Genomic DNA, 16,391 nt, shown 5'->3' with positions numbered 1-16,391 from the left:
AAAGGACAACTAATGAAATTCAAGATCCGAACGATATGTGCAGCTTTAACGCTTGCAGCCACAACGTCAGCCGTACAGGCCGATGATTTATTGCAGATTTACGAACAAGCGCTAACAAGTGATCCTATAGCCTTACAGGCAAAGGCTCAGCGAGATGCCCTGTACGAACAGATTGAAGAAAACCGTGCGCCGTTACTTCCGACCATCAGCGCAAGCGTAGGTTATGGTAAAAGTTGGACTAATGTTTCAGAAAGCGAATATAACAGCGGTCTGAATGCCGGTGTCACCCTGAATCAGGTGATTTACGACCACAGCGCATGGGTAGGACTAAGCTTAGCCGAGCTTGCGGCTTCTCAGGCCGATGCCGCTTATGCCTCGGAACTGCAAAAGCTAATCATCCGAGTATCCGGTGCCTATTTCGACGTCTTATCGGCTAAAGATAACTTCGAATTTAAGGGTTCTGAGAAACGTGCTATCGAACGTCAGCTAGAGCAGACGAAGCAAAGATTTGCCGTAGGTCTGACTGCCATTACCGATGTACACGAAGCTCAGGCTCAGTTTGACTTGGCTCGCGCCTCTGAAATTTTATCAGAAAACCAGTTGATCAACAGCTACGAAGCATTGCGTGAAATTACAGGTATCGATCATAAGTCTATCAATATCTTAGATACCACTCGTTTCACCGCGGTCACCCCAGCGCCTGCACAACCTAATGACTGGTTGAAAATGGCTGAGACGAACAGTGTCGACCTGATGACCAGGCGCATCGGTAAAGATATCGCTCAAGAGACCATCAGCCTCTATAAAGCGGGTCACATGCCTTCGCTAAGTTTAAATGCGGGCTATACGACTAACCTTGAGCAGAAAGACGAGCTTAAAGATAAAAGCGATTTTGATAATGCCAATGTCGGTCTGACACTAAGCATCCCTATTTTCGAAGGCTTTAAAGTCACATCAAAAGTCAATCAAGCTCAGTATCAGTTTGTTGATGCAAGTGAAAAGCTTGAACAGACCTACCGTAAGGTCGTTAAAGATGTCCGCAACAACTTTAACAACGTAGGCGCTTCAATCAGCTCGATTAAAGCTTACGAGCAGTCGGTACTCTCTTCAGAGAGCGCCTTGAAGGCGACTCAAGCAGGTTTCGAGGTCGGTACCCGTACTATTGTTGATGTACTGAACCGAACGCGTGATCTCTATGATTCTAAGCGTCAGTTATCTGATGCGCGTTACGGTTATATCAACTCGATTCTGGCACTTAAGCAAGCCGCCGGAACCTTGAATGAAGATGACGTCATCGCGATCAACAACGGCCTGACAGCACAAGCTGTAACTCCATAAATCGATGATTAGACCAGGCTAAAGCCTGGTCTCGGTTTGGATATAAATATAAAAAAACCGCCACTAACTCAGTTAGTGGCGGTTTTTATTACTCAAACATTTGGCAAATATTTAATACCAAACGGTATAAGAATTAGAACACCAGTTCGACACCAGCGAAGTAACCCTTAAACTGTGAGTTTGTACTCACACCATCGAAGTCATTTACATCGAAGCTAAAGTCACGGTAACCCACGCGCACCTTAGTATCTAACGCGGTACCATCAAACTGCCACCCTAAACCTACAGAGTAATCATAGACGCTGGACTCATCGATACCGACCATCACTTCGGCAAAACCGTAAAGACCCAGACCCGGAACGCCAACCTGTGCATCGGCATAGGCCATCACAATACCGCTATCGAGCTCTTTCTCTGAGTTTTGACGAGACACACCATTAGTATCTAATTGATTCACACGGAACGAACCATGCATCTTCTTATATGCGGCACCTAAATCTAATGCCACCATATCGTTATCTAACAGCTCATAATAGAGGACGAAATCAGTATTACTGAGATCGGTATTCGATGAGATATCACCGGTAAACTCTTTACCGCCGAAGTTCATCGTAGTCCCCGTTGCAAGACTTGCATTACCACCCGAATCCAAACTGTTTTCACGGATCTTGAAGTTAGGAATGAGTGGGATCCCGTGCTCGACGGCCACCCAAACACTGCCCTGAGAATCAGAACTATAGTTAAAGTCTTGCTGCGGTTGACCATTTTCAGCAAAAGTTCCACTTGTATCCGCCTTCCAGTAATCACCACCGACTTTAAATCCTACCAGTGAAGCAGCCTGAACAGAGGTAGCAGCCAGTGAACCAAGCAGGGCACATGCAAGTAATGTTTTTTTCATTATGTAATTAACCTTTAGTCAATAAGTTAGTTAGATCGATAACAGCCGCATTAGCGCGGGAAATATAGTTCGCCATCACCAAAGAGTGATTAGCGACAACGCCGAAGCCCGAACCATTTAAGATCATGGGGCTCCAGACAGATTGTTGTGTCTCTTCCAGTTCACGAATAATTTGTTGCAAACTGACTTCAGCATTCTTCTTTTTCAAAACATCGGCAAAATCGACTTCAATCGCCTTCATAAAATTCAGTAGTGCCCATGTCGCGCCACGTGTTTCATAAAATACATCGTCAATTTTCCACCAACTCGTCTTAATCTGATTACTCGCATTGTTAGGCGTCGATTGGCTTGCTTCGCTATCACCGGCAAGATCAGTATTCAATCGTTCCTGTCCCACACTTGCAGACAGGCGTTGCGACATGCTGCCGAGGCGCTTTTGAACCTCTTTCAACCATTCATTAAGGTTATCGGCGCGAGCATAAAACTGGGCGTCCTGATTGGTTGGATCAGATATTTTAGCCCGATAAACTTTTAATCCTTTAATCGCATCTCTGTATTCACCTTCGGCACTCGGAACCAGCCAGCTGGTGTGTTCAATATTAAGCTTAGAGTGCGCGGCTAACAGATCTTTATCGGCAGCGGATTGAGATTGAGAGCGGCTAAACTCTTTTCTCATAATCAACGCCAAGTCTCTGGCTTGTTCGAGTGCACCAAATTCAAATGCCGGCATATTGTCCATAAATACAGATGGAGGCATGACATCATTGGATAACCAACCACCACTCTTATCGAGTAGCTTCTCCATAGTGAGTATCAATGAGGTGGTTGTCGAGTATCCCACGACCTCATTGCCAGTTTCAGACTTTAACTCCTGGTGACTTAATACCTCTGGTGCAACACTCCACCAAACGCTGACGATATAACCCATAAAAATTATCAAGGCCGCTATCAAGGCGCCTTTTTTCCATGTCATTTGCATCTGTTACACTCCTGTATGACCAATACTTACACTACTTATCAATGGTGGTGTGCATGGCCTTTCATTTTTGCCATATCCTGCTTGCTCACCATTAGGCTAATCGGTAGTTCACTGCCATCATCAAACTTAAGAGTTAAGTCAACCGATGCCCCCGAGACTAATGGTTGTTTCAATCCCAGCAACATCACATGATTTCCCGACTCCATTAGAGTCAGTGTGCCGTGCTGCGGAATATTAAAACTTTCGACCTGGCGCATTTTGACCATGCCATCTTCTTCAATAATGGTGTGAAGCTGTGCCTCTTTTACAAAATCGGCTTTTACAGCCACGAGTTGACGCTGCGGACCATGGTTTTCAAGAGTAAAATAAGCCGCCGTATTGGGCACACTGGCAGGCATAGCCCTCACGTGCCCCTCAACCAATGCCACATTGGCGAAACTCGCAAACGATGCACAGGACAACACCAGAAAATTAAACGCTTGTTTGAATATTCGTTTCAATGTATTAAACTCCATTTAACCCCATTCGTCTAAGAGGAAATAACGTAATGAGTACAATTCAGGTTCAGGATGAGCAAGGCGTCAGAATCATTACTATCAATAGACCAGATAAGCGCAATGCGCTCAGCCTCGATATGTATACTAGTCTCACAGAATACCTTATCCAAGGTGAGTCAGACAACGCTATTCACGCCTTTTTAATCAAAGGACAGCAAGACTGTTTTACCTCTGGTAACGATGTAGCAGACTTTTTAAAAAATAGTAACTTAGACGCAAAACATCCCGCATTTCGTTTCCTGTTCAGCCTATTGGATCTCAAGAAGCCATTAGTTGCCGCAGTGACGGGCCCTGCAGTAGGTATTGGAACCACTGTGCTGCTACATTGTGATCTTGTCTATGCAGACCCAAGTGCAAAGTTTCAGCTACCCTTTGTTAACCTCGCCTTGGTTCCTGAAGCGGGTGCAAGCTTATTACTGCCACAACTCGTTGGGCCACAGAAAGCCGCAGAGCTATTGTTACTGGGTGAATGTTTCGATGCCAATACCGCCAATGTTCTTAACATAGTCAATGAAGTTGTTTCAGAAGGCGAGATATTCGACTATGCACTAGCTAAGGCTGTCAAACTTGCCAATCAACCACCTCAAGCTCTACAGGCTACCCGTGAACTTTTGCGTCCCAATAAAGATCTTGTACGAAAACAGATGGAGCGGGAACTGGAGCAGTTTGCAGTCAGGTTGAAAAGTGATGAGGCTAAAAACCGCTTTAAGGCTTTTCTTAATAAAGCGTAAACGTGTGAGTTAGGTTAACTAAGTCTTCTAACGCTAAGGGTTCTATAGTTTGAAGCGAGTGGTAGCTAGTCAGCTTGGCTAGCTTGACCGACGCCCCATCCTGCAAGAATAAGCAGTAATACAGGCCAAAAAAGAGAGAATCCGGCAAATATCATAATTAAGGCACAGGTAATGCACAACCCGGAAACCAACGCCAGAAAACTAAATGCTATCGTTAACCAGAGTATAAGAAGTAAAACGATTCCCAAGGTAAGGACCACTGCCCATACACTCATATCCATCCAAAACAGTGGTTCAACGCTCAACAAGGTTCCGGTCAGGAATTGAGTCGTTCCCCAGGTTTGTACCGCCGCAATTAAAAGCGTTGTTGCCAAAATGGCGATACCGATCCCAATGAAGAGATCCAAAATTTTTTTCATTTTTAATCTTCTCTGAGCTTTCAAAAATTTCTTTCCCACTTAGGTAAAACCAATGCGAGAACAAAATAGATAAGCAAGCCCATAGCCGGGTTCATCAATACCAGTGCAGCCCAGACCACTCGCGTCCATAAACATGACCAATTAAACTTATCCGCCATCATGGCTGCCACGCCACATATCAAACTTTTTGGCTGCTTCAAACGTGATATCAACTTATCCATTGAACTAATGCTACTCATGCTTCCTCCCGGTTAAATAAGTATTACGGCTAAGCGACAATCAATCATTAACCCTATCCCACCTGAATGTGCAGATCAGTACGGCACAAAGAGTAAAACCAAATACAGGGGTCAATAACAGAGCCGCGATTTCTGAAGTGAGCCACATAATTACTCCTTTACCATCGCACTGGTGATCGCCTGCTCATTCTTCTCATTAGCTAGCTGGGTTTCATCTTCTGCATCTACTTCAAACATGGCTTCTGATAACTGTGCCTGCAGTGACATGCTCAACTCTCTTTGAGCTAGCTGCATCATATCTTGCATCTGTGCAGAGATATTTTGCTCTATGTTGCTGGTAAGATCGGTGGGAATAAGCGTATCAGCATGGGCACTTACACTTGCTCCCATTAGTACTGCAGCGGCTAATGATACTTTTGCGATTTGACTTAAAGTTGAATTAAACATGATGCTTTCCTTTTCAGTGATGTCTTATGACCTAGTCTCTTTACATAGAAGGTACTGCGAGTAGCGTGCCAACTTTTTAGAAACATAAAAAGACACTGATAAATAAGGATTTAATAACTCCAGGCAACATTTTAAAAACAAATAACCTGAATATATTGATAGTCTTTTAGTAAATTTCACCATGGGCTGGTTAAAATTACTAAGAGGAATAAGAGCAGGATTAACTTAAGGCTGAAAAACAAAAAAACCGCCATAAAGGCGGTGAATTAAGGCAAAAGGAAAACTAAATACTCATGTTTTTTCTTGCTTGTTCAATGACTTCGATTCCAGCGCCAGGTTTATGCGCATTTTCACTAATATATCGTCTCCAGACACGAGAACCCGGCTCTCCCTGAAACAAACCAGTCATATGACGACTGATATGGTTCAAACGACCACCCAATTGGAGGTGTTTCTCTATATAAGGAATAAATTTCTCTAAAACAGCATCTCTACTCAAAACGGGTCTGTCACTACCGCAGAGTTGCTGATCCACTTCGGCTAACATATAAGGGTTTTGATAGGCTTCACGCCCCACCATCACACCATCGAGCTTAGCTAAATGAGTACGGCACTCATCGAGGGACTTAACACCACCATTGATTGAGATGCTCAACTCCGGATAATCTTGTTTAAGTTGGTAGACGCGATCGTAATCTAATGGAGGGATCTCCCTGTTCTCTTTTGGGCTTAACCCCTGCAACCACGCCTTTCTGGCATGCACGATAAACGTGTCGCAACCCGCGTCGCGAACAGTCTCTACAAACTCAGTAAGAAATGGGTAACTGTCCTGCTCATCGATCCCGATACGTGTCTTTACCGTCACAGGAATATCCACGACCTCTCGCATCGCCGTTACGCACTCGGCAACAAGTTTAGGCTCGGCCATAAGACAGGCCCCGAAACGACCACTCTGAACCCTGTCGGACGGACAACCTACATTCAGGTTTATCTCATCATAGCCTCTATCTGCCGCGAGTTTAGCGCAAATCGCCAAGTCATGGGCATTGGAGCCACCAAGCTGAAGCGCCAATGGGTGCTCCTCGCTATTGTAAGCAAGGTAATCGCCTTTACCATGGATAATCGCCCCCGTCGTGACCATCTCCGTATACAGCAATAGCTCGGCTGACATAAGACGCGCCATATAACGATAATGGCGATCGGTCCAATCCAGCATAGGAGCGATAGAGAAGGTACGGTTAATCGTTGAGGTCAGAGTAGATGACATAGTTTTTGTTGGCCTGCTTTGCGATGACATTTGTCGTTAAACCAATAAGGCTCAGTGTATAACCGAGCGTGGTCGCGCATTTTACACTGAGTGCAGGTGAAATGCACCGCCGATTCACTCTGCCGATTGGTTAGGTTTGATCAAATAATGCAAGTGTTGCTCAATTTTAACAAAACTTTTAGGAGTAAAGTCACAGAACTGATTCCTGATACCATGGAATAATGAATAGTTATATATGAAAGGCATGATTAGGGACGGCCTCAGCTGCCCTGTATATAGATAAATGCTGAAGCCGATACAAAAATAGCCTAAGCTTTATAGATAGGTATGCCCAAGGGAACAGTAGGCAGACGAGTAAAGTCACCAAGCATAGAAGTGTGACACTATGATCGATATCGATGACCAATTAAGTACCCCATATAGAATTCTGACATTCACGCTTTCGAGTTACTTGGTAATGGATGACATAAAACTCATTATCGAGATACAAGTTTCAGACTATGGATAATCAAATATGAATGTAAATTTCATTAACCCTTTTCTTGAGTCGTTGCTCAATGTCATCTCGACGATGGCAAATATGCAACTCACTCCGGGAAAGCCAAGAATAAAAACTGACAACCTGGCTAAAGGCGATGTATCAGGCCTGATAGGCATGGTCGGTCCGCAAACGAAGGGCTCACTCTCCATCACTTTCGAACAGGGACTCATCCTCGAAATAATGCAAAATATGCTGGGAGAAAATCCGGGAGAGATCAACGATGAGATCACCGATCTTGTCGGTGAAATCACCAACATGGTCACAGGTGGTGCAAAAAATATCCTCGGCGATAAAGGCTATGAGTTTGAAATGGCGACGCCGGTAGTCGTTTCAGGTTTAGGACATCGAATCTCTCATAAAGCCAACGGAAAAAAAATTATCATGCCCTTCGCCAGCCCCCATGGAACAGCCTATATTGAAATTTGCTTCGAAACTTAAGAGCAGAAAGGCTCCATTGCAGTCGTTGATATTCGAGTCATTCGGGAGACAAATACCCCCAATGACTCTCGACAGTCAGTCTTTATTAAACCGTTAATCGTTATTAAAACGGTTGATTAACCATTATCCAAAATTGCTTCGAGTCTTCCGCATAAGCAAACTCGGTTCTTACGATAACGTTTTCAACTTCGAACCTTGCACCAACACCTAACGTCCATTTCATATCTTCATGTAGCTCACTGGCACTGAAATCATCGGCAACCTGACCGGCTTCAGCAAAAACGACCCATTGCCACCAGGGAATATCGTAGAGATTAAATACGGGTAAACTTTGCAAAGGCTGCCACCTGGGTTGAACTCGGTACTCCGCAGAGTAAAGCAGTGCACTACGACCATAAAATTGTTTGCTAGAGTAGCCTCTCAGATGATCGAAGCCGCCCAATGCAACGCCGGCAAAAGATGGCGGTCGCTGATACGCTTGCGAGCTTGAATCGTAATCGTTCCAGGTCGGTGTATCGGCGAGATAAAAATTAAAGGCTAATATTTGCTGACCGAACCAGTCACTCTCCCCCATAGATAGGAAGGCACTCTGTTCGAACTCCCACATAGTCCAACTTTCTCTATCATCGGCTCCACCGTCTCTCGCGCCAAAGTCACGGCTGAGTGTCAGACTTGACCGGCCCCCTCGGGTACTATTTTTTCCATTATCCCGATTGTCCCAGTCAAACTTAAATTTTAACCCCTGAGTTTTAGTCGGCAGCTCTTCATAACCCAGCAGTTCCTGAGTATGAATGAAGGGGGTGATCTGCAAGCTGGTAACCCCTGACTCTCTGGGGTCCCAGCTCAGGGGATCCGTTATTAGCGAGGGCATTAAGCTTCTCGCGGCGCCTTTCGCTCCCTTACCCCAGGGCAGTACATATTTAATGTGTAGCTTGGCGTAAAACTCGTCTCCAACCGTTATAATCCTATCGGTTGCCATCGCATCTGAGCTGTTAACACCTTTGCTCGATCTATTCGCATCTTCAGGGACAAAGTAGATCCCCTCTTTATAACTGGCTCGACTAAACTCGCCAGACAACAGCCATTGATCCAGCTTGGGTAGTTGATAGTTATTGAGCCCTAAATAGGTTATCCAACTTTCATTACTACTGTAGAGACCAATACCGAACGCAGAGGCCTGTGGCTGACCGGCATGCTTAATAACTCCAGCCCCTCCCACTGTTGTACTCAAGGTTTCAGTGGAGAAGACAAATGGCACGGCGACAAACTCGGGGGAGAAATCTTTACTCCTGTCCATTCCTATCAGAGGCGCTTGTGGCGTACCATTAGCATTGACGCTATTAGCTTGATTGACTTGACTGGCCTGAGCCTCATCGGCCAAGGCATAGGGCAAACAGAGTGCATTGCAGAATAACAGTGCATGTATACATAAAACTTTAATTTTCAACGAAAACTCTTCCTGATACAGCAGGCTATCGACTCAAGACATCCCGCCCATGAATCGATACAACAAAGGAATTAAATCTATGTGCTTAGTCCAGGCACACGGCAACTCTAGGGGTTAACTTAGTCACTAACTCATAAGCAATTGTGCCTATATGCTCAGCCACCTCTTCAACGGGTAATGCTTTTCCCCATAAAACCGCATTATCGCCAATCAGGTCTGTTGCGTTTATGCCTAAATCGACGGTCAGCATATCCATAGAGACACGACCAACGATAGGAACCCGTCGCCCGTTAACCCATACAGGGGTCCCTTCGGGTGCATTACGCGGGTATCCATCACCGTAACCAATAGCCACGACGCCTAGCTTAGTGTCTTCTTTTGCATACCAGGAACTGCCGTAACCCACAGGCTCACCGGCTTTATGATCACGTACGGCAATAAGCTGCGACACTAATTCCATTGCAGGCATCAAACCATGGTTAGCCCCCAGATCCCCAATCACAGGTGAGACACCGTATAGCGCGATGCCGGGACGTATCCAATCTGCCTGACTCTCAGGCCAATACAGGGTACCGGCTGAGTTTGCCAAACTACGTTGACCGGGCAAGTCTTTTATAAGATCGTTAAAGAGATTAATCTGAATTTTTGTCGATGGGTTATCGGGTTCATCGGCACAAGCAAAATGTGACATCAGGTTGATAGGTTTAGCGACTTGAGGGCAGGCCTCTAACCGTGCATAAACAGCATCAAACAGCTCAGGAGTGAAACCTAATCTATGCATACCCGAGTCAATTTTCAACCATACGGTTGCAGGTTTTGCCAGTATCGAGCTTTCCAGCAATTCCAGCTGCACTTCATTATGAACAACGGTATCGATATCATGTTCGATCAGAGTGGTTAGGTCGATTTGGCTGAAGAAGCCTTCGAGCAAAATCAATTTTGACTTAACCCCCCCTTCCCTTAATGCTAATGCCTCCTCCGGACGCGCGAGCCCGAAACCATCGGCGCTATCCAGACAATGGGCAACATTAAGTAAGCCGTGTCCATAGCCATTGGCTTTTACAACCGCCATGACTTTGCTCCCGGGAGCGATTTCACGGAGACGAGCTAAGTTATTCTGCAGTGCTTTACTACTGATCTCTGCACGGGGAAAGGGTTTCAAACGATAACCTTAATCTGTTAGTAACAAGACTCGATACTGCACTAAAGTGATAATACTAATATGAGTGTCAAATCTATAATGAGTTCACTTAGTTATCAATGAAGAGCTAACTAAGTGAATCAAGTTTAATCTTAGACGAAGCAACCCGTCTGTATCGTTATCGATGAACAACACCATTATCGATAGACGACACAATAGACGAGATTAGTCCTCTTCGAACTGTGGGCCGGCGTAGTTATCAAAACGAGAGAACTGCCCCTGGAAGGTTAAACGTACCCGTCCGATAGGACCGTTACGTTGCTTACCAATGATGATTTCGGCCGTACCCTTATTTTCTGAGTCATCGTTATACACCTCATCACGGTAAATAAACATGATGAGATCCGCATCTTGCTCAATCGCTCCCGATTCACGAAGATCTGAGTTTACCGGGCGTTTATCGGCACGTTGCTCCAATGAACGGTTAAGCTGTGAAAGTGCAACAACCGGTATCTCAAGCTCTTTTGCCAAGGCTTTGAGAGAGCGGGAGATCTCTGAGATCTCCAAAGTACGGTTATCTTTGAGCGCCGGAACCTGCATCAACTGAAGGTAATCGATCATGATCATCGACAAGCCCCCATATTCACGTGCAATACGGCGCGCTCGGCTTCGAACATCGGTCGGCGTTAAACCAGAGCCATCATCGATATACATCTTACCTTGCTCGAGCATGATCCCCATGGTCGATGAAACCCGTGCCCAATCGTCATCATCGAGTTGACCTGTACGAATTTTGGTTTGATCGACCCGCCCCAAGGATGCCAGCATACGCATCATGATCTGTTCTGAAGGCATCTCGAGACTAAAAATGAGTACAGGTTTATCTTCATTCAGCGCCGCTTGTTCACACAAGTTCATCGCAAAAGTCGTTTTCCCCATAGACGGACGCGCCGCAACGATGATCAAATCACCGGACTGGAAGCCCGCCGTCATCTTATCCAGATCGCCAAATCCACTCGATACCCCGGTTACACCACCGGTTGGGTTGTTATAAAGATCTTCAATCTTATCGACTGTCTTTTCAAGAATAGCCTTGATCCCTTCGGGACCTTCGTTGGCGTTAGCACGCGACTCGGCAATCTTAAAGACTTTGGTTTCAGCTAAGTCTAACAGGTCACCGGAGTTGCGGCCTTCAGGATTAAAACCGGCATCGGCAATCTCATTGGCCACCTTGATCATTTCACGCACGACGGCACGTTCACGAACAATTTCAGCATAGGATAAAATATTACCCGCGCTAGGCGTATTCTTCGCTATCTCGCCTAAGTAGGCAAACCCTCCGGCTTCCTCCAGTTGGTCTTCGACCTCTAACTGCTCGGAAACCGTGATCAGATCGATCGGATGACCGGCGCTGGTTAAACTCCCCATCGCTTGAAATATCATACGATGAGATCGAGAGTAGAAGTCTTCAGCCACAACCGCTTCAGCCACTCTATCCCATGCATCTGAATCCAACATCAAGCCGCCCAGTACTGACTGCTCCGCTTCTAAAGAATGCGGTGGTAGCTTGAGTGCATCCATCTGGATATCTCTCGGCTTCTTTTTGGCCTTGAAGGCACCTTGTTGTGACATTAAATCTCCAAACTCCCAACAGTTAAGCAAAATATGGTATAAAACGTGCTCAAACAAAAACGGAACCCATGAGTTCCTACCCATATAACAAAAAAACAAGGAACGAACATGCGCAATGCATTGATCTCGGCACTCGTGCTGTCATCTGGTGTCGTATTGGCATCAATCGACGCACATGCAGATGAGGGGCAGTGGCAACCTTATCAAATGCCCTCTATCGCAGAAAAACTTAGCGAGATAGGCATTGAGATACCAGCAAAACAACTTGCCGATCTCACGCAGTATCCAATGAATGCGGTTGTAGGGCTGGGGTATTGTACCGCCAGTTTCGTGTCACCCCAAGGCTTAGTTGTCACAAACCATCACTGCGCTTACCGTGCTATTCAATATAATAGTAAAAAAGAGCACAATTATATTGCCGAGGGCTTCCTGGCAAAATCTAAAGATGCAGAACCATCGGCGGGTCCTAACGAGCGACTCTATATTACCGAAGCGGTTACCGATGTATCTAAAGCGGTAACAGACAACTTAAGCCAAGACCCTTTGGTGCGCTATGAAGAGATCCAATCTAATAGAAAGTCTCTTATCAAAGCGTGTGAAAGCGATAAAAACTACCGCTGTTCGGTGCGCAGCTTTCATAATGGACTCGAATACTATCTCATTAAGCAGCTGATTATCCGTGATGTTCGTTTAGTCTATGCGCCACCTAAGAGTGTCGGCTCATTTGGCGGCGATGTAGATAACTATGAGTACCCTCGTCATTCTGGTGACTTTACCTTCCTGCGAGCCTATGTGGGCAAAGATGGACAGCCAGCCGCTTTCGCTGAAGATAATATTCCATTCACACCTAAAAGCTACCTTAAAATTAACGCCGATGGTATAAATGCCGGTGATGGTGTCTTTGTTGCCGGCTACCCGGGCTCAACCAGCCGTTACCGTTTAACCAGTGAACTGCAATTTGCAAGTGACTGGCTATATCCAACCCTCGCCTCACGCTATCAGCTTCGTATCGATACCATCAAGGCCATGGGCAATACCGACGGTGAGGTTGCAATCAAATATGCGGGTACACTAGCTTCTATGGCTAACCGTATGAAGAAGTACAACGGACTACTCGATGGGTTCAGAGCCACCGATATCACCGGTATTAAACAGAGCCGCGAAGATGACTTCCTCAAGTGGCTTGCGGCCGATAAGACCTACCAGTCATATCAAGCCCAGTTCGACCAGCTTGAATCCTTGTTAGACAAAAAACGTACAGGCATGCAGACGCGTCATTACTTCGAAAATGCGCAGTCCAGTACCCTGCTAGCCGCAGCAAATAAGCTCTACCGTCTGTCGAAAGAGAAAGCTAAGCCAGATAGCGCACGTGAAGAGGGTTATCAGGAGCGAGACATGAAGATGTTTAAGGCGCGTCTTAAACGTATCGATTCCAGCTTCGATATCTCGGTTGACAAGACCCTATGGCTACAAGACTTAAACGCCTATATGGGGCAAGGCAACCGTGTTAACGCTTTCGATATCATGCTCAATGACGATGACAAAACGGTAACCTTATCGGATAAACTCGATGGGCTCTACTCCCTTACCTCCCTGACGGATCAAGACAAACGTCTTGCCTGGATGCAAGCGGATGCTGAGACATTTGAAACCAGTGCCGATCCATTTATTCGTCTGGCCGTAGCGCTTTATGATAGCAACATGGCACAAGAGAAAGAGAAGAAGACGCTTCTTGGTGAGCTTTCTCAAGCCAGACCCGGTTATATGAAAGCGATTATCGCCTACAACAAGGCCAATGGCTGGCCTGTGTACCCGGATGCAAACGGTACCCTGCGTATCACCTATGGCATGGTAGATGGTTATCAGTCACGAGATGCACTGTACAAACAGCCTTTCACACGCCTTGAAGGGATCGCCGCTAAACACACAGGTGTCGAACCTTTTAACGCGCCGAAGAAAGTGCTCGATGCGATTGCACAGCAGCGTTATGGTACTCATAAGGTGGACTCTGTGATTAAAGACCCAAGCTCTTGGATATGCAGACTATTCTCTTGCTTAGATAAGCCTGAAGCATTTAACTCAGTCCCGGTTAACTTCCTCTCCAGTGTAGATACCACAGGTGGTAACTCGGGATCGCCGGTATTTAACGGCAAAGGAGAATTGGTGGGGCTGAACTTCGACTCAACGTATGAAGCTATCACCAAAGATTGGTTCTTTAACCCAACCATTACTCGAGCCGTGCATGTCGATTTCCGCTACATCCTATGGATGATGGATGAAGTTGACCATGCAGACAATTTGATAGCAGAGTTGGAATTAGTCCGCAACTAAGCTTGAAAGGGTCTGGATCCCAGGCCCAGAATTTATCAGGAATAGATATAAAAGCTGAGATGACGGCCTTCGGCCTATCGCTTCGCGGACGGCTTCGCCTATTCGACGAGCTTCGCTCTGTTGGACAAGATAAGTCATCTCAGATCTACCTGCGTAGCGTCATCTCAGCCCTACCAGCGCAGCGTCATCTCAGCCCTACCAGCGTAGCGTCATCTCAGCCCTACCAGCGCAGCGTCATCTCAGCCCTACCAGCGTAGCGTCATCTCTGCCCACCAGCGTAGCGTCATCTCTGCCCACCAGCGTAGCGTCATCTCTGCCCACCAGCGTAGCGTCATCTCGACCCTACCAGCGAAGCGTCTTCTCACCCCCTACCAGCGCAGCGTCTTCTCTGCCCTAGTCACTTTCCTACAGGCATAAAAAAACACCGCCTAATTAAATTAGTGCGGTGTTTTCTTTTAAAGCTTTTGCTTAAAGCAAAATATTAATCTTCTGCAACAACAGAAAGCTTAACAATAGCTTTAACTTCAGTGTGAACCTGAACTTCAACTTCGAATTCACCAGTAGTACGTAAAGCACCTAGTGGAAGACGAACTTCGCTCTTAGCAAGTTCAACACCAGCAGCTGTAACTGCATCAGCGATGTCACGGTTACCAATTGAACCGAACAGCTTACCTTCGTCACCAGCTTTAGAAGCGATAACGATAGATTCAAGTGCGTTGATTTTCTCAGCGCGCTCGTTAGCAGCAGCTAGATCAGCAACTAACTTAGCTTCTAATTCAGCACGACGTGCTTCAAAGACTTCAGTGTTAGCAGTGTTAGCAACAACAGCTTTACCTTGTGGCAGAAGGAAGTTACGTGCGTAACCAGCTTTAACTGCAACTTGGTCACCTAGATTTCCTAGGTTAGCAATTTTATCAAGTAAAATAACGTTCATTATTAATTCCTCTAAAATTATGCAGTATTACTGATGAAGATCAGTGTACGGCAGTAGAGAAAGATAACGAGCACGCTTGATAGCGCGAGCTAGTTGACGTTGATATTTAGCATTTGTACCAGTGATACGACTAGGAACAATTTTACCACTTTCAGTGACATAATTTTTCAAAGTTACGATATCTTTGTAATCGATCTCTGTAACACCTTCTGCAGTGAAACGGCAGAACTTGCGACGACGGAAATAACGTGCCATGTGACAGTCTCCTAAGTTTTCAATTCGACATTTTCAGCGTGTAATACCAAACGATTCTGACCATTTCTGCTCTGTTGAAGAGCAATAAATCCCTGAACCTCGATATCCACACCGGATTTCAGTTGTTCTGTAACGCTTTGAAAGCGTTCGCCACTAAATATCACTTGCATCTGACAGTATACGTTTCTAAGCATTTCGGCTTCGTAACACTGAGACCTGTGTTCCAACATAATTACACTATGTGCAATTCCTGCCGGGCTTTTAAAGCTTCTGGAACGAGTAATCGTTCCCGATAACAGCAAATGGTTTGTGGCCACAGAAAAACTTACTCAGCTGCTTTTTCAGCGGTTTCTTTAACTTCTTCAGTAGCTTTTTCAGCAGGCGCACTACGACGCTCGCCTTCGCTAGAACGACGTGAATCACGCTCGTCTTTTAGCTTAGCCATTGGAGATGCTTCAGTGATGGCTGCTTTAGTACGCATAACCATGCTACGCAGAACAGCGTCGTTGAAACGGAAAGCTGTTTCAAGTTCTTCAACCGACTCTGCAGATGCTTCTACGTTCATAAGAACATAGTGAGCTTTGTGCAGTTCGATAATTGGGTAAGCCAGTTGACGACGGCCCCAATCTTCTAAACGATGTACTTGACCGCCAGCTTGGGTAAGAATACCCGTGTAACGCTCAATCATACCAGGTACTTGTTCACTCTGATCAGGGTGAACCAAAAATACGATTTCATAATGACGCATTTTTTGCTCCTTACGGTTATCTAGCCTCGTTGTTGGCTCAGTCAAACCA

19 protein-coding genes are annotated in these 16,391 nt (G+C 45.7%); 5 read left to right on the top strand and 14 right to left on the bottom strand.

Annotation, left to right across the window (positions count from 1 at the left end):
* Positions 1-12 precede the first annotated feature (12 nt).
* Positions 13-1,338 (top strand): outer membrane channel protein TolC, encoded by a 1,326-nt coding sequence (gene tolC / locus EKG38_RS01785; protein ID WP_126518105.1) that lies wholly within the window; start codon positions 13-15, stop codon positions 1,336-1,338.
* A gap of 133 nt (positions 1,339-1,471) precedes the next feature.
* On the opposite strand, the gene EKG38_RS01780 is transcribed toward tolC, so the two are convergent.
* From EKG38_RS01780 to EKG38_RS01770, 3 genes are read right to left on the bottom strand one after another with little or no spacing between them, the layout of a single operon-like run.
* Positions 1,472-2,236, bottom strand: coding sequence for a TIGR04219 family outer membrane beta-barrel protein (locus tag EKG38_RS01780; RefSeq protein WP_012141120.1), 765 nt, complete (start codon positions 2,234-2,236; stop codon positions 1,472-1,474).
* A gap of 7 nt (positions 2,237-2,243) precedes the next feature.
* The gene (locus EKG38_RS01775; RefSeq protein WP_126518103.1) at positions 2,244-3,215 is read right to left on the bottom strand and encodes a DUF2333 family protein; all 972 of its coding nucleotides are present in this window, start codon (positions 3,213-3,215) and stop codon (positions 2,244-2,246) included.
* A 38-nt stretch (positions 3,216-3,253) separates the two neighbouring features.
* Entirely contained in the window at positions 3,254-3,730 is a 477-nt protein-coding gene (locus EKG38_RS01770) for a copper chaperone PCu(A)C (RefSeq protein WP_126518101.1), read from the bottom strand.
* Positions 3,731-3,762: 32 nt separating this feature from the next.
* Between EKG38_RS01770 and EKG38_RS01765 the strand changes: the two genes are divergently transcribed.
* Positions 3,763-4,503, top strand: coding sequence for an enoyl-CoA hydratase-related protein (locus EKG38_RS01765; RefSeq protein ID WP_126518099.1), 741 nt, complete (start codon positions 3,763-3,765; stop codon positions 4,501-4,503).
* A gap of 65 nt (positions 4,504-4,568) precedes the next feature.
* Here EKG38_RS01765 and EKG38_RS01760 read toward each other — a convergent pair whose 3' ends face one another.
* The 4 genes from EKG38_RS01760 to dusA all read right to left on the bottom strand — a co-directional run bounded on the left by EKG38_RS01760 (position 4,569) and on the right by dusA (position 6,875).
* Positions 4,569-4,922 (bottom strand): hypothetical protein, encoded by a 354-nt coding sequence (locus EKG38_RS01760; protein ID WP_126518097.1) that lies wholly within the window; start codon positions 4,920-4,922, stop codon positions 4,569-4,571.
* Between the two features lie 20 nt (positions 4,923-4,942).
* Positions 4,943-5,161, bottom strand: coding sequence for a PspC domain-containing protein (locus EKG38_RS01755; protein ID WP_246033052.1), 219 nt, complete (start codon positions 5,159-5,161; stop codon positions 4,943-4,945).
* Between the two features lie 150 nt (positions 5,162-5,311).
* Entirely contained in the window at positions 5,312-5,608 is a 297-nt protein-coding gene (locus tag EKG38_RS01750) for a hypothetical protein (RefSeq protein ID WP_126518095.1), read from the bottom strand.
* 283 nt (positions 5,609-5,891) lie between these two features.
* The gene (gene dusA, locus EKG38_RS01745; RefSeq protein ID WP_126518093.1) at positions 5,892-6,875 is read right to left on the bottom strand and encodes a tRNA dihydrouridine(20/20a) synthase DusA; all 984 of its coding nucleotides are present in this window, start codon (positions 6,873-6,875) and stop codon (positions 5,892-5,894) included.
* Between the two features lie 514 nt (positions 6,876-7,389).
* Between dusA and EKG38_RS01740 the strand changes: the two genes are divergently transcribed.
* Positions 7,390-7,854, top strand: coding sequence for a chemotaxis protein CheX (locus EKG38_RS01740; protein ID WP_126504662.1), 465 nt, complete (start codon positions 7,390-7,392; stop codon positions 7,852-7,854).
* Between the two features lie 103 nt (positions 7,855-7,957).
* Here EKG38_RS01740 and EKG38_RS01735 read toward each other — a convergent pair whose 3' ends face one another.
* The 3 genes from EKG38_RS01735 to dnaB all read right to left on the bottom strand — a co-directional run bounded on the left by EKG38_RS01735 (position 7,958) and on the right by dnaB (position 12,074).
* The gene (locus EKG38_RS01735; protein ID WP_126518091.1) at positions 7,958-9,301 is read right to left on the bottom strand and encodes a BamA/TamA family outer membrane protein; all 1,344 of its coding nucleotides are present in this window, start codon (positions 9,299-9,301) and stop codon (positions 7,958-7,960) included.
* Positions 9,302-9,386: 85 nt separating this feature from the next.
* Positions 9,387-10,463: an alanine racemase gene (gene alr / locus EKG38_RS01730; RefSeq protein WP_126518089.1), complete on the bottom strand. Its 1,077-nt coding sequence runs from the start codon at positions 10,461-10,463 to the stop codon at positions 9,387-9,389.
* A gap of 204 nt (positions 10,464-10,667) precedes the next feature.
* The gene (gene dnaB / locus EKG38_RS01725) at positions 10,668-12,074 is read right to left on the bottom strand and encodes a replicative DNA helicase (protein ID WP_012141109.1); all 1,407 of its coding nucleotides are present in this window, start codon (positions 12,072-12,074) and stop codon (positions 10,668-10,670) included.
* A gap of 108 nt (positions 12,075-12,182) precedes the next feature.
* On the opposite strand from dnaB, the gene EKG38_RS01720 reads away from it, so the two are divergent.
* Together EKG38_RS01720 and EKG38_RS01715 are read left to right on the top strand one after the other, a co-directional pair.
* Entirely contained in the window at positions 12,183-14,405 is a 2,223-nt protein-coding gene (locus EKG38_RS01720) for a S46 family peptidase (RefSeq protein WP_126518087.1), read from the top strand.
* A gap of 59 nt (positions 14,406-14,464) precedes the next feature.
* Positions 14,465-14,662, top strand: a complete 198-nt coding sequence (locus EKG38_RS01715; RefSeq protein WP_126518084.1) for a hypothetical protein — start codon at positions 14,465-14,467, stop codon at positions 14,660-14,662.
* Positions 14,663-14,886: 224 nt separating this feature from the next.
* Here the strand turns inward: EKG38_RS01715 and rplI are convergent, their stop codons facing one another.
* The 4 genes from rplI to rpsF are packed head-to-tail and all read right to left on the bottom strand — an operon-like array spanning position 14,887 to position 16,342.
* Positions 14,887-15,339, bottom strand: a complete 453-nt coding sequence (rplI, locus tag EKG38_RS01710; RefSeq protein ID WP_126518082.1) for a 50S ribosomal protein L9 — start codon at positions 15,337-15,339, stop codon at positions 14,887-14,889.
* 27 nt (positions 15,340-15,366) lie between these two features.
* Entirely contained in the window at positions 15,367-15,594 is a 228-nt protein-coding gene (gene rpsR, locus EKG38_RS01705; RefSeq protein WP_076415822.1) for a 30S ribosomal protein S18, read from the bottom strand.
* Between the two features lie 11 nt (positions 15,595-15,605).
* A complete protein-coding gene (priB, locus tag EKG38_RS01700; RefSeq protein WP_126518080.1) occupies positions 15,606-15,911 on the bottom strand; it encodes a primosomal replication protein N in 306 nt (101 codons plus the stop codon).
* An 8-nt stretch (positions 15,912-15,919) separates the two neighbouring features.
* Positions 15,920-16,342 (bottom strand): 30S ribosomal protein S6, encoded by a 423-nt coding sequence (rpsF, locus tag EKG38_RS01695; RefSeq protein ID WP_126518742.1) that lies wholly within the window; start codon positions 16,340-16,342, stop codon positions 15,920-15,922.
* Between the last annotated feature and the right edge of the window lie 49 nt (positions 16,343-16,391).

It is taken from the genome of Shewanella canadensis, assembly GCF_003966225.1.
Taxonomy (GTDB): domain Bacteria; phylum Pseudomonadota; class Gammaproteobacteria; order Enterobacterales; family Shewanellaceae; genus Shewanella; species Shewanella canadensis.
Note: the sequence above shows the minus strand (reverse complement) of the source record. Positions and strands in the feature narration are given on the sequence as shown.

Coding starts and splice junctions, on each gene's coding strand:
- EKG38_RS01780 (WP_012141120.1), bottom strand. CDS start 2,236: ATGAAAAAAACATTACTTGCATGTGCCCTGCTTGGTTCACTGGCTGCT.
- rpsR (WP_076415822.1), bottom strand. CDS start 15,594: ATGGCACGTTATTTCCGTCGTCGCAAGTTCTGCCGTTTCACTGCAGAA.
- EKG38_RS01715 (WP_126518084.1), top strand. CDS start 14,465: ATGACGGCCTTCGGCCTATCGCTTCGCGGACGGCTTCGCCTATTCGAC.
- EKG38_RS01770 (WP_126518101.1), bottom strand. CDS start 3,730: ATGGAGTTTAATACATTGAAACGAATATTCAAACAAGCGTTTAATTTT.
- EKG38_RS01750 (WP_126518095.1), bottom strand. CDS start 5,608: ATGTTTAATTCAACTTTAAGTCAAATCGCAAAAGTATCATTAGCCGCT.
- tolC (WP_126518105.1), top strand. CDS start 13: ATGAAATTCAAGATCCGAACGATATGTGCAGCTTTAACGCTTGCAGCC.
- EKG38_RS01755 (WP_246033052.1), bottom strand. CDS start 5,161: ATGAGTAGCATTAGTTCAATGGATAAGTTGATATCACGTTTGAAGCAG.
- EKG38_RS01740 (WP_126504662.1), top strand. CDS start 7,390: ATGAATGTAAATTTCATTAACCCTTTTCTTGAGTCGTTGCTCAATGTC.
- EKG38_RS01775 (WP_126518103.1), bottom strand. CDS start 3,215: ATGCAAATGACATGGAAAAAAGGCGCCTTGATAGCGGCCTTGATAATT.
- dusA (WP_126518093.1), bottom strand. CDS start 6,875: ATGTCATCTACTCTGACCTCAACGATTAACCGTACCTTCTCTATCGCT.
- rpsF (WP_126518742.1), bottom strand. CDS start 16,342: ATGCGTCATTATGAAATCGTATTTTTGGTTCACCCTGATCAGAGTGAA.
- rplI (WP_126518082.1), bottom strand. CDS start 15,339: ATGAACGTTATTTTACTTGATAAAATTGCTAACCTAGGAAATCTAGGT.
- EKG38_RS01760 (WP_126518097.1), bottom strand. CDS start 4,922: ATGAAAAAAATTTTGGATCTCTTCATTGGGATCGGTATCGCCATTTTG.
- dnaB (WP_012141109.1), bottom strand. CDS start 12,074: ATGTCACAACAAGGTGCCTTCAAGGCCAAAAAGAAGCCGAGAGATATC.
- EKG38_RS01720 (WP_126518087.1), top strand. CDS start 12,183: ATGCGCAATGCATTGATCTCGGCACTCGTGCTGTCATCTGGTGTCGTA.
- EKG38_RS01765 (WP_126518099.1), top strand. CDS start 3,763: ATGAGTACAATTCAGGTTCAGGATGAGCAAGGCGTCAGAATCATTACT.